11 protein-coding genes are annotated in these 13,438 nt (G+C 38.1%); 6 read left to right on the top strand and 5 right to left on the bottom strand.

Going from position 1 to position 13,438, the window contains the following annotated elements:
• Positions 1-69 precede the first annotated feature (69 nt).
• From CKV70_RS04080 to CKV70_RS04065, 4 genes are all read left to right on the top strand, one after another.
• A complete protein-coding gene (locus tag CKV70_RS04080; RefSeq protein ID WP_003724156.1) occupies positions 70-600 on the top strand; it encodes a YceI family protein in 531 nt (176 codons plus the stop codon).
• Between the two features lie 106 nt (positions 601-706).
• Entirely contained in the window at positions 707-1,627 is a 921-nt protein-coding gene (gene rarD, locus CKV70_RS04075) for an EamA family transporter RarD (RefSeq protein WP_003727155.1), read from the top strand.
• A gap of 83 nt (positions 1,628-1,710) precedes the next feature.
• Positions 1,711-2,352 (top strand): NAD(P)-dependent oxidoreductase, encoded by a 642-nt coding sequence (locus CKV70_RS04070; protein WP_010989573.1) that lies wholly within the window; start codon positions 1,711-1,713, stop codon positions 2,350-2,352.
• Between the two features lie 114 nt (positions 2,353-2,466).
• Complete coding sequence (locus CKV70_RS04065; RefSeq protein WP_003726296.1) at positions 2,467-3,168, top strand: DUF554 domain-containing protein; 702 nt, start codon at positions 2,467-2,469, stop codon at positions 3,166-3,168.
• A gap of 34 nt (positions 3,169-3,202) precedes the next feature.
• Here CKV70_RS04065 and CKV70_RS04060 read toward each other — a convergent pair whose 3' ends face one another.
• The gene (locus CKV70_RS04060) at positions 3,203-4,093 is read right to left on the bottom strand and encodes a carbon-nitrogen hydrolase family protein (RefSeq protein ID WP_014600635.1); all 891 of its coding nucleotides are present in this window, start codon (positions 4,091-4,093) and stop codon (positions 3,203-3,205) included.
• Positions 4,094-4,193: 100 nt separating this feature from the next.
• Positions 4,194-4,847 (bottom strand): DUF5105 domain-containing protein, encoded by a 654-nt coding sequence (locus tag CKV70_RS04055; protein WP_014600634.1) that lies wholly within the window; start codon positions 4,845-4,847, stop codon positions 4,194-4,196.
• Positions 4,848-4,970: 123 nt separating this feature from the next.
• Between CKV70_RS04055 and ybaK the strand changes: the two genes are divergently transcribed.
• Positions 4,971-5,447 (top strand): Cys-tRNA(Pro) deacylase, encoded by a 477-nt coding sequence (gene ybaK, locus CKV70_RS04050; protein WP_003723804.1) that lies wholly within the window; start codon positions 4,971-4,973, stop codon positions 5,445-5,447.
• A 26-nt stretch (positions 5,448-5,473) separates the two neighbouring features.
• Positions 5,474-6,322, top strand: coding sequence for a PhzF family phenazine biosynthesis protein (locus tag CKV70_RS04045; protein WP_014600633.1), 849 nt, complete (start codon positions 5,474-5,476; stop codon positions 6,320-6,322).
• Positions 6,323-6,357: 35 nt separating this feature from the next.
• Here CKV70_RS04045 and CKV70_RS04040 read toward each other — a convergent pair whose 3' ends face one another.
• The 3 genes from CKV70_RS04040 to CKV70_RS04030 all read right to left on the bottom strand — a co-directional run bounded on the left by CKV70_RS04040 (position 6,358) and on the right by CKV70_RS04030 (position 13,254).
• On the bottom strand, positions 6,358-10,785 hold the full coding sequence (locus tag CKV70_RS04040) for a 2-hydroxyacyl-CoA dehydratase (RefSeq protein ID WP_014600632.1): 4,428 nt from the start codon (positions 10,783-10,785) through the stop codon (positions 6,358-6,360).
• Positions 10,786-11,049: 264 nt separating this feature from the next.
• Positions 11,050-12,426, bottom strand: a complete 1,377-nt coding sequence (locus CKV70_RS04035; RefSeq protein WP_014600631.1) for an amino acid permease — start codon at positions 12,424-12,426, stop codon at positions 11,050-11,052.
• 192 nt (positions 12,427-12,618) lie between these two features.
• The gene (locus tag CKV70_RS04030) at positions 12,619-13,254 is read right to left on the bottom strand and encodes an FMN-dependent NADH-azoreductase (RefSeq protein WP_003723799.1); all 636 of its coding nucleotides are present in this window, start codon (positions 13,252-13,254) and stop codon (positions 12,619-12,621) included.
• Positions 13,255-13,438: the final 184 nt, after the last annotated feature.

Here is a 13,438-nt window from a genome sequence, read left to right as displayed (position 1 = left end):
ATTTCTTAAGATTTAGGCTAGATTATAAGAGAATGCTTTTATAAAAAACATATTTGGAGGAATGAAACAATGACAGTAGAAAAATGGAACGTAGACCCAGCACATAGTTCAATCGAATTTCAAGTAAAACACATGATGGTATCAAAAGTAAAAGGTGCATTTAGCGATTTCACAGCGGATATCGAAATGGATCCAGAAGATTTAACTTCTGCAAAATTAAACTTCTCCGTTGCAGCAGCCTCTGTTGACACTCGTCAAGCGCAACGTGATGGACATTTGAAAAGCGAAGACTTCTTTAATGTAGAAAAATATCCAAACGTGACTTTCACGGCAACAAAAATCACAGCTGACGGCGATGATGAATACGAAGTGACTGGTGACTTAACTATTCGCGACGTAACCAAACCTCTTACACTAGAAGTAAGCTACGAAGGAACAGGAAAAGATCCAAATACTGGCAACATGGTAGCTGGCTTTGAAGCAAAAGGTAAATTCAACCGCAAAGACTTTGGCCTTAATTACAATGCTGCGTTAGAAACTGGTGGCGTACTTATCGGCGACGAAGTGAAATTAAACATCCAAATCGAAGCAAGTAAATAATTGTGGAAACTACGAATAGTTAGCCTATTCGTAGTTTTTTTGTAGCTTTATTCCCCCTTTTAAGCTAAAATAGTTCTATTGTTTAAAAAAGGGGGCTAACATCGCTATGGAAAATAAACAAAATGGACAGCTAGGAGGAATTATCGCTGGCGCTCTCGCTTATGTATGTTGGGGTGTCCTTCCGATTTACTGGAAGCTAGTCACAAATGTCCCACCAATGGAGATTTTGGCCTATAGAATTATATGGTCTTTTATTTTTATGTTATTTTTGATCGTTTGTTTGCGAAAAGCTTCGATGGTTTTTCAAGAAACAAAGGACGTATTGCTTAAACCAAAAACGCTGATTGCGATTATTGCGGCAGCTTTTTTAGTGACAGCGAACTGGTATTTATTCATTTATACGGTGAATAGTGGGCATGTGACCGAAGCAAGTCTTGGTTATTACATAAATCCACTTGTAAACGTATTACTCGCAACAGTTATCTTAAAAGAACGCTTGAGTCGTGGCGAAATTATTGCTGTTATTTCTGCTACTATCGGTGTTTTAATCCTCACATGGCATCTTGGATCTGTTCCTTGGGCAGCAATCGGTATGGCTGTTACTTTCTCGCTTTACGGGCTAATAAAAAAAGTCGTTTCCGTGTCTGTTTGGACTGGTTTAACCCTTGAGACAATGATTATTACGCCATTCGCACTTATTTATGTAATCTTTTTCGCGACCAATGGCTTAATGCAGTACGCAGCACAAACCAATATTATTTTAGTTGGCGCTGGTGTCGTTACAGCTATCCCACTCCTTCTGTTTGCCACTGCTGCGAAAAAAATCAGCTATACAATGGTTGGCTTCCTGCAATATATCGGTCCAACATTAATGCTCGCACTCGGTGTATTACTATTTAAAGAAAGTTTCGATCATATTCAATTGTTTGCATTCATGTTCATTTGGTTAGCACTGATTATTTTCACGATTTCTCACATTTATTCCGCAGCCAAAATCAAACAATTAGCAAACGCCGCAAAAAAATAAATGTTTCCCAGTCCCCTCTTTCGGGAATAATTCTTCTATCAAACGAGAATCTATTCCATAAAAATGAATAGGGGGCTTTTTTTATGAAAATTGGTATCATTGGTGCTACGGGCCGAGCTGGTTCGAGAATTTTAGAAGAAGCAAAAAATCGTGGTCACGAAGTAACAGCCATTGTAAGAAACGCAGGAAAAATCACGCAAACACACAAAGATATTAATATTTTGCAAAAAGATATTTTTGATTTAACCCTTTCAGATTTATCAGACCAAAATGTCGTAGTTGATGCTTATGGCGTTAGTCCAGACGAAGCAGAAAAACATGTCACTTCCCTTGATCACTTAATTTCTGTTTTAAATGGTACTGTATCTCCGCGCTTACTTGTCGTTGGCGGAGCAGCTAGTCTACAAATTGATGAAGACGGGAATACCCTTTTAGAGTCTAAAGGTCTTCGGGAAGCGCCGTACTATCCAACTGCACGTGCGCAAGCGAAACAATTAGAGCATTTAAGATCACATCAAGCAGAATTCAGTTGGACGTATATTAGCCCTTCTGCCATGTTTGAGCCCGGCGAACGCACTGGAGACTATCAAATAGGAAAAGATCATCTCCTGTTTGGTAGCGATGGCAATAGTTTTATCAGTATGGAAGACTATGCAATTGCTGTTTTAGATGAAATTGAACGACCTAATCACTTAAATGAACGCTTTACAGTAGCCGGAAAATAGACTTAAAGTCGAAGGATCAAAGTGATCCTTCGATTTTTTTGTACGAAATAAAACTCCCAATTGGCGAAAACTTCCTGTATACTATTGCTATATGCAAAAAAAGGGAGGAAGAAAATGGTTCTACTTGGTGCGCTAGTGAATGGGCTTGGGATTTTGATTGGCTCTGTTATTGGCATGAAATTACATAATATCCCTGAACGTATGAAAGACACGGTCATGAAAGGGATGGGTTTATCCGTTATCGTCCTTGGCATTCAAATGGCATTTAAAACGAGCAACTCGCTTATTGTCATTTTAAGTATTTGTTTTGGAGCCGTTATTGGGGAATGGCTTAATATAGATTACCATCTGAATCAACTCGGGCACTGGATTGAACGTAAAGTCGGTGCCAAAGGAAAAAGTAATGTTTCCAAAGGATTTGTGACAGCTACACTTATTTTCGTAATTGGTGCGATGGGAATTATCGGTGCGCTTGATAGCGGCATTCGCGGAAATCATGATGTGCTTTACACGAAATCAGTAATGGATGGATTTATCGCCCTTCTTCTTAGTACGACACTTGGTTGGGGTGTTATGCTTTCGGCGATTCCAGTGTTCCTCTTTGAAGGTATTATCGCGTTATTCGCAACCCAGATTAATCAATTCGTTCCGGCAGACCTGATGGCACTAATTATAAAAGAATTAACAGCTACAGGCGGGATTATGATTTTGGCAATTGGTCTAAACTTGCTTGGTTTAACCAAGATTCGGGTCGCGAATCTTGTTCCGGGGATTTTAGTCGTTGCGTTGATTGTTACCGGACTTTATTATTTTTAAAAGAAAAAACAGAGAATCGCTCATCTCTGTTTTTTTAATTTCGTTTAAATGGCGCTTTTACATCTAAACTTATTAAATCTGTATATGTTTGCGGTTTTCGGTAGGCATTTCCCCACGTTTCATTTTCCCGGTAAGTTCGAATCTCGTCTAAATTAAATTCAGCAATAAAAATACCTTCTGAAACGTCGTCTGTTTCAATAATCGTATTATCGCGGTAATCCCCATTTTCATCAAAAACAATCGGGGAAAAAGCAGTGGATCTGCCCCATTTTTCGCCAGGATAGTTTGCCATCGCTACGCCAACCATGTTTTCAAAAGCACGAGAATTTAGTTGATTAAGTCTGGCTGGATTCATATCGCATGCATTTGGAACGAGAATAATTTCTGCACCTTTTAGCATGAGAACTCTGGCGCTTTCTGGAAACTCGCGATCATAGCAAATCATGACCCCCAGCTTAATACCATCAAACTCACAAACTTTAAATTCCTCGCCACTTTGTAGTAATATTTCTAAAGAAAAATCACACGTATGGACTTTGGCATAGTCTAAAATTATTTCTCCTTTTCGGTCAATAATAATAGCAGTATTTTGTATTTTTTGTTCCGTTTTAGACAAATACGTAGCGCAAATGCCAATCTGCAACTCTTTGGCAAGTTTTTTCAGCGTTGAGACATATGCACTGTCTGCTTCGATTGCTTCATTTAACCACTTGAATCGTTCTGCACCAAAACCAGTAGCTAGTGGATAATTAAAAGCATCTTCAAAAGGTGGCGCATAACCGTTTGACCACATTTCTGGGAAAAGTACTAAATCTGCTCCTTTTTCATGCGCTTCTTTTATATATTGAATGGCTAATTTTAAATTGGCTTCCTTATTATTTGGTACTGCTTTTTGTTGGATTAATGCGATTTTTATAGTAGTCATATAGCACCTCCCATTAATAAATCTTAGTGTTATTATAACATTTATTCTTAAAAACAAAAAAACACCAACAACCCGAAAGTTGCTGGTGTCTATAAAAATCTTAGTTCATGCCACCCATAAAGAATGCTGTTGTTAGTTCTTGCATGAATGCCATATCGTTTTCCATTTTCCATAAAGAATCGTCATCTGGATCTGCTTTTAATTTAAGTGTAACTGTTTTAGCTTCTGATACTGCATCTGCATTTTGAACAGCTTTAGTATAGATTTCCATTGTTTTTTCAGCCATTTTTTGATCATCTGATGCAATGGATGGATCAGCAGTTGCTGCTTTTGTTAATTCTTCCACTAATTCTGTTTGAACGCCTTTCATATCAAGGCCTTTAATAGCGAATTGAATTTCTGGACTTTCTTTGTCATCATTTGTTACTTTAGTAGTATACGAAGTTTTTTCGTTTACTTGTTTGCGAAGCGCATCATAAAACTCATCCACTTGTTTGTCTAAATTGACATCGCTTGAAAAACTTGCTGTAAAAGTACTGATAAAGCTTTCTTTAAAACTAGTTTCAAATTCTTTTTCGAATTTAGAACCATCTTCACCGTATACGTCTTTTACTTTATCCGTATCTTTGTTGTAAACTACGGCATTAACTGTGATTTCTCCTGCTTTTTTTGGTTCTACCCTTGATGCGCCACATGCACTTAATACAAGTACCATTGCTAGCACAAGAACCATACTAAATAACCCTTTTTTCATTAGTAAATCTCCCTCTCTTATTTGAATTCCACTTCATTGTACAGAATGAAAAGGGAAAAGCCAACTATTTCACAAAAAGTGTCATAAATTGTACATATTTCTGAATTAATTGAGGTGAAAGACTTGAATAAAAAGACAAATGCGTGTCGGATTTTAGATAAACAGAAGGTAAACTATGAATTACGTGAGTACGCGTGGAGCGAGGATTCCCTTGATGCGCTTCACGTTGCGGAAGAAACAGGGAATAATCCCGCACAGATTTTTAAAACCTTAGTCCTGACTGGTGACAAAACAGGAAATATCGTCGCGTGCATTCCTGCCGATAAGACTTTGCATTTAAAACATTTGGCAAAGATTAGCGGTAATAAAAAATGTGAATTGATTGCGGTAGATTCGTTAGAGAAACTAACTGGCTATATTCGCGGTGGATGTTCACCGATTGGAATGAAGAAATTATTTCCAACGTTTATTGATAACAGCGCTGAATCGCTTGATACCATGCTGATTTCGGCTGGAAAAAGAGGACTACAAATCGAACTAGCGCCTGCTGATTTGAAAAAGGTAGTTCGTGCGGAGTTTGCGATGATTACGGAAGAATAAAGTTTTAACAAGGGAGTTTCGTTTTTATGGATATATCTATTTATGTTGCAAGTGCATTTAGTAAGAATAATATAGGTGGAAATAAAGCTGGTGTTGTATTAAATGAACCAACATTAACCAACACTCAAAAAATGGCCATTGCAAAACAACTAGGCTATGCGGAAACCGCCTTCCTAACAGAATCTAACTGCGCTGATTATAAATTAGAATATTTTACTCCAAAAGAAGAAGTTGCTTTATGTGGTCATGCGACAATCGGCACTTTCGCGATTTTGATGCATTTAAATAAAATTCATAAGAGCCAGTATACAATTGAAACAAATAGCGGTGTACTGACGATTACAATAAAAGATGGCACTATCTTCATGGAACAAAATCAACCAACTTTTTATGATACAATTCCCGCCAATAATTTAACTGGTTGTTTTGATTTAAACTTACTAAATACTCATTATCCTATTCAAATTGTGTCAACAGGTTTAAAGGATATATTAGTTCCCATTAAAAGTGAAGCAGATTTATATACCCTAGAGCCGAATTTTGAAGAGGTAAAAAAAGTCAGTAAGCATTATGAAGTGGTCGGAATGCATCTGTATACTTTTAGTGATGACCGGATTATTTGTCGGAATTTCGCTCCACTATTTGACATTAATGAAGAAGCTGCGACTGGGACCTCTAATGGTGCTTTGGCCTGTTATCTTTATCAAAATCAATACTTGCAAAAAGAACTTTATGTATTTGAACAAGGACACTCACTACACTCTCCTTCCGAGATTTTAGTTAAATTAGATGTAAATGTTCATAGCGAAATAGCCCGTGTATATGTAGGTGGAAATGGGTATTATTGTGAAACTAAATATTTAAGTATTGAATAGAAAAAAGCAGCCCAATACAATGGGCTGCTTTTTAATTAATCATTATCCGTTTGAACATGCTCGCTACTAGTTGCAACATGTTTCACTTTTTGTGCAATAGCGCCAACTGGGTCTGCATCCCGCGCTTGTTTTACTTTGTTTCCAATCATTTCGACTGGCGCACTTTCTCTTACTTGTTTTGCTTTACCAAGGATTTTTTCTCTTGGATTGAATCTTGTATTGGTTTCTTTTTCTGTCACAACTTCTGTCGTTTCTAGTTGTTTTCTTGCGATAGAGAGCATTAATTTGATTCGATTTAGTTGGTTCACAGAGCTTGAGCCGGCATCGTAGTCAATTGACATGATGTTAGCTTCTGGATACATTTTTTTGAGTCCTTTAATCATCCCTCGACCAGTAATATGGTTTGGCAAGCAAGCAAATGGTTGTAAGCACGCGATATTTGGTACATTACTATCGAGTAATTCAAACATTTCTCCTGTTAAGAACCAGCCTTCACCCATTTTATTTCCGAGTGATAGTAATTGACTCGCTTTTTCAGCGATAGATTCGATACTCGCCGGTGCTTCAAAGCGTTCACTCTTCTTCAGCGCATCTGTCACTGGTTTGCGGAATTGATTAATGAGTGGAATGGCGACGCTTTGTTTCGCGAATGATTTTACTTTGGAACGACCAAATGTATTAGCTGCAAAGTGATCGTCATAACAGCAATATAAAATGAAATCTGTTAAATCGGGAACAACCGCTTCTCCGCCCTCGTCTTCAATAACATCAACAATATTGTTATTTGCACCCGGATGGAATTTCACGAGAATTTCTCCAACGACACCAACTCTTGGTTTCACTTCATTTGTTATTGGTAAGTTATCAAAGGCGCGAACCATTTCATTTGCTAATTTTTTATATGCTCCAAAAGAATAATTTTCCATTAACGCACGACCAGCATCAAGATAATGACGGAACATTTTATTAGCACTTCCTGGTTCCACTTCATATGGTCTAGTACGGTAAAGCATCCGGTCGAGCGCATCGCCTAAGCTAATTCCGGCTAGGAAACGAACAAGAACTTTTGGCGTCATTTTAAAGCCTGGTTGTTTTTCTAAACCGTTGGCATTAAGAGAAATAACTGGGATATGATCCAGGCCAGCTTCTCCGAGGGCTTTTTTCAGCATCGAGATATAGTTGGTAGCCCGACATCCACCACCTGTTTGTGTCATTAAAACAGCTAAATTATTTACATCATAATCGCCATTTTTTAGTGCATCCATCATTTGTCCAATAGTTAAAATTGCTGGATAACAAGCATCGTTATTGACATAACGTAAGCCTTCATCCACCGCACGAGGTGTAACTGCTGGTAATACTTCTAAATTATAACCACCCACTCTACAAGCAGCCTCCAACATTTCAAAATGGGTTGGCGCTAGCTGTGGCGCTAAGATAGTATATGTTTTCTTCATTTCTTTCGTGAATAATGGACGTTCTTTTGGTTTTGCCATAATCCCTGGTTTCACATTGTTTTTCTCACGTTCTTCCATGGCCGCTTTTAAGGAACGAACACGGATACGAGCAGCACCAAGGTTATTGATTTCATCGATTTTTAGTAATGTATATACTTTGTTATGCCCTTCAATGATTTCTTGGCACATATCCGTTGTAATCGCATCAAGTCCACAACCAAAAGAGGTCAATTGCACGAATTCCAAATCTTCACTTTTAGCAGTAAAGCTGGCTGCACGATATAGTCTTGCATGATATTTCCACTGGTTTTCGACGCGAAGTTTATGGTCAATCTCTCCAAGATGAGAAATCGAATCTTCCGTTAGAACCGCCATGCCATTCATCGTAATAAGTTCCGGAATTCCGTGATTTACTTCGGGATCAATATGGTACGGATGCCCTGCAAGAACTATCCCTTTGATTTTGTTTTTCTTAATGTAAGTAAGTGCCGCTTCTCCTTCTGCTTGAATGTCTTTGCGGCAAAGTTCTGCTTCCTCTAACCCTGCTTGGACGGCTTTTTCCATATCCGCGGCTGGGACTTCTGGGAAAGCGAGGCTCATTTGTTCGATTAATGCTTTTTCATTATCTAACGTTAAAAACGGACTAATCATTGGAATGTTCTTTTCTTCCAAAGCATCCACATTGACACGAATAACTTCTGGATAACCCGCCACGACTGGACAGTTAAAGTTATTCGTTGCTTCACCGAATTCTGGTTTTTCATAAACGACAGATGGATAGAAAATACAATCTGCTTTTTTCTTGATTAAATCCATAATATGACCGTGTGTTAATTTGGCTGGGAAACAAACTGCTTCTGAGGCAATCGTTTCGATACCTTTGTCGTATAGGTTTTTGGATGATTTAGATGATAAAACCACTCGGAAACCTAAGTTAGTTAAAATCGTATGCCAAAGTGGATAGTTTTCAAAAACGTTCAGTGCACGTGGAATGCCAATGGTCCCTCTAGTTGCTTCTGATTTTTTCAGCGATTTATAATCAAAGGTACGCTTTAATTTATACGCATATAAGTTAGGCAGTAAATTACGCTTCGTTTCGACACGTTCTCCACGTTCACAACGGTTCCCACTAACAAACATCCGGTCATCACCAAATCTTGTCACTGTTAGCTGACACGTGTTACTACAAAGGTTACAGCGCGACTGCGAAGTTTCCGCGCTAAATTCACGCAATTTTTCTAGTACGAGCATTTCTGTTACTTCGCCAGTTTCATAATGCTCGCGGGCAATTAGTGCAGCACCGTATGCGCCCATCATTCCGGCGATATCCGGTCGAACTACTTCACGTCCAGTTAACAGTTCAAAAGCACGCAAGACCGATTCGTTGTAAAAAGTTCCGCCTTGAACGATTACTTTTTCGCCTATGTCTTTCGGGCTACGCAGTTTGATTACTTTTTGTAACGCGTTTTTTACGACTGAATAAGCAAGACCCGCAGATAAATCTTCCATGCTCACGCCTTCTTTTTGCACTTGTTTCACTTTGGAATTCATGAAAACAGTACAGCGTGAACCTAGGTCAACAGGGGCTTTTGCTTCCAGTGCTCGAGCAGCAAATTCTTCAATGGATAAATTAAGTGTTTGCGCAAATGTTTCGAGGAATGAACCACATCCGGCTGAGCAAGCTTCATTCAGCATTAAGCTATCCAGCGCACCTTTTTTAATTTTCATACATTTCATATCTTGTCCGCCAATGTCTAAAATAAAATCAACGTTAGGTAAAAATTCACGAGCAGCACGATAATGTGCCACTGTTTCAATTTCGCCAACATCAATTTTTAGCGCGGCTTTAATAAGCGACTCGCCGTAGCCTGTAATTCCAGACTGCGCAACTCGAACTTTTTCCGGTAAAATTTCATATAAATCACTCGTTGCATCAATAACAGATTGAAGCGGATTCCCATTATTACTAGAATAAAACGAGTAAAGAATTTCATTGGTTTGGCTCATTAAGATTAATTTGGTCGTGGTTGATCCAGCGTCAATACCTAAATAAGCATCTCCTTCATAATCTTCCAGTTTTGCTCGTTTTGCTTTCATTTGATTATGACGCGCACGAAAATCTTCTAAGTCTTCTTTCTTTTCGAAAAGGGCTGGTAAAATCACCGTATCAGTCGCCATGGTTGTCATATCCATATTGGAAAGTCGGTGTATCATATCATCCACTTTTAAAGGAATATCATTAAGCCCTGTAAAGGCAGTTCCCAGTGCGATGAAATATTCTGCATTTTGCGGTGCAATAATATCGCTATCTCTCATTTTAAGTGTCTCTGTAAAACGATAGCGCAACTGATCAAGGAATGTAAGTGGCCCTCCAAGAAACGCTACTTTCCCGCGAATCGGACGTCCACAAGCAAGTCCACTAATCGTTTGTGTAACTACACTTTGAAAAATCGAGGCGGCAATATCTTCTTTTCTTGCCCCTTCATTAAGTAATGGCTGCACATCTGTTTTGGCAAACACACCACATCTGGAAGCGATTGGGTAAATTGTATTTGCATTTTGCGCCAGTTCATTTAAACCAGTTGGATCAGTTTGAAGTAGTGTCGCGATTTGGTCAATAAAAGCACCAGTTCCGCCCGCACACGCATTATTCATTCGTTGCTCAATCCCACCACTAAAATAAATAATCTTCGCATCTTCCCCGCCCAGCTCGATTACTACATCTGTCTCTGGAATTACTTGCTCCACTGCTTCCGTACAGGCAATTACTTCCTGCACAAAAGGTACATTCAAGAATTTAGAAATAGCTAATCCTGATGATCCCGTAATTTTGAATGTCATTTCTGTCATGCCACATTTTTTTTGCATGTCTTGCATGATTTCTAATGTTACTTTTTTAATGTCTGAATAATGTCTTCTGTAGGTTTGAAATAAAATATCCCCCTGGTCATTAAGTGCTACGGCCTTTGCTGTTGTTGATCCTACATCTAATCCTGCATGAATCATTTTCTCATCCCTTTCGTTACGCACTACTTAATATGTATGTAACTTCACATATTATCCGTCATTTGTACGTTGCTTCACATAAATAGTTATTTTTAAAAATGAGTGAGTACTCACTCGATATGCGAGAATACGACAAAATGCTCTAAACACCTCTCATTCTACACGATTTTTTTCATTTGTAAAGAATTTCGCGGAGCATTTTCATGCCGAAAAAAAGCAAGCATTCCCTAAAATAGCTCCATTTAGCGAATGCTTGCTCAGTTATTAATTATGTCGAATTTTTGTCTTTCGATTGGATACTTTTAAAACTTGATAAGCGATAGCTAAAATCAAGAACCATACTGGTGTAACGAAAAGTGCGATTCTTGTATCTGCGGCAAAACCGAGGATAACTAGTAATCCTCCGAAGAAAACCAAGCTAACCCAGTTCATTACAGGCGATAAAGGCATTTTGAATTTACTTTTTTCTGCGATTTCTGGATGTTTATGGCGAAAACGTAAATGCGCCACCAAAATAATACCCCAAACCCAGATAAAGCAAATCGTCGCGATACTTGTTACTAAAATAAATACTTGTTCTGGTAGGAAATAATTTAAAAATACACCGATAAGTAAACATGCTGTAGAAGTAATTAATGCAGTTGCTGGAACCCCATTAGAGCTCAAATGATGCATTTTTTTCGGTGCTTTTCCTTCTGCAGAAAGAGTATAAAGCATCCGGCTCGTACTGAAAATCCCACTATTACAGGAAGACATAGCAGCCGTTAAAACCACAAAGTTAATAATTCCGGCAGCTGCTGGAATCCCAATCATCGTAAAGACGCTAACGAATGGGCTTGTGTTTGGATCAATATTGCTCCACGGATAAATCGACATTAATACGAGTAGTGCGCCAATATAAAAAATTAAAATCCGAATCGGAATATTGTTAATTGCTTTTGGAAGTGTCCGCTCTGGATCATCCGCTTCTCCTGCGGTAACCCCAACAAGTTCAATTCCGACAAAAGAAAATGTCGCCATTTGAAATGCTAATAAGAACCCGGCAATTCCATTTGGGAAAAAGCCACCATAATCTACTAAATTAGAAAATGATGCTGTACTAGTGCCATGTTTGTAACCAATAAACACGAGTACAAATCCAATAACAATTAAGGCAATAATGACAACCACTTTAATAATCGCAAACCAAAATTCGATTTCACCAAAAGCTTTAACGGTTGCCAAGTTAAACAATAGAAGTATCAAAACACATGCAAGTGCTGGAATCCATTGCGGTAAATCTGGCACCCAAAATTTTACGTACATGCCAACTGCCGTAATTTCCGCAATGCCAGTCACAATCCAGCAGAACCAATATGTCCAGCCCGTAATAAAGCCAGCCCACGGTCCAATAAATTGCTCTGCAAATTCTGTAAAAGATCCTGTTGTTGGGTTATGTATTAATAATTCACCCAAAGCTCTCATAACAAAGAATAAAATAGCCCCAATAATTAAGTAAACTAACATGATAGATGGACCTGCCAAATGAATTGACTTCCCTGCTCCTAGAAAAAGCCCTGTACCAATTGCTCCGCCAATCGCGATTAACTGAATGTGTCTATTTTTCAGCCCTCTTTGCAATTCTTCTTTTTGCTCTTCCATCCTAATTCATCCCTTTCGAGTAATTAAAAAGAATAAAGTGCCGAGTTAATTCAGCACTTTATCGATCAATCTACTTCTCTACTTTACCAATTTATAAAGGGATTAGCAATCTTTTTATGCGTTTGTATTGGTCTAGACAGTTGATAATACTATCTTAATATCATTAGTGAAAATAAATTTTTCACAAACTTTTTAGAATTCTGTAGCACTTTCCTGCGCTACCGCTTTAGCAGCTGCAACGATTTCTGCTTCTTTGCTAGGATTATGGTCAATTCCTTCTACAAAAATAGATGGTACTACATTAATACCAATAAATTGTAAAATAGTTCGTAAATAAGGTTCTCCGTGAGTAAATGAACTTGTTGGTCCGGCAGAATAAATGCCACCGCTACCATGGATTAAGATTGCTTTTTTATCTTTTAAAAGTGCTTCTGGACCGTGTTCAGTATAACGGAAAGATTTTCCAGCAATAACAAAAGTATCAATATAAGCTTTTAATAATGGCGGGATTCCAAGGTTCCAAAGTGGGAAAACAAAAACATATTTGTCTGCTGCTAAGAATTGTTCCGTAAGCGCATTATAGGCATTTAATTTTTTTTGTACATCTGGTGCTAAATCAGTGAAAGCTTTGCCAGCTTGTAATTCTCTACCGGCTGTCATTAATTCTAAATCTAATAGTGGTACTTCTGTATTATATAAAACTAATTCTTCTACTGTATCAGAAGGATTTTTCGCTTTATATTCGGCCATAAAGGTTTCGGCAACTTGCGAACTTCTTGATACTTCATTTGGAAGTGGTGACGCTTTAATAAATAGTACTTTTGACATTATGAACACCTCATCGATTTTATTTGTTCCTTCTATATAATAGTACTATACGTGTAGCTAGTCAATTTGATTTTTGGTAAATAAACATTGACATTTTCACTAGTCATGCTAAGATAAATACAGAATTCCAGAGTGTATTAATCGTTTATAATACACTAATCGTGCACCGATACACTAAATGGAG

Source organism: Listeria monocytogenes (genome assembly GCF_900187225.1).
Taxonomy (GTDB): domain Bacteria; phylum Bacillota; class Bacilli; order Lactobacillales; family Listeriaceae; genus Listeria; species Listeria monocytogenes.
Note: the sequence above shows the minus strand (reverse complement) of the source record. Positions and strands in the feature narration are given on the sequence as shown.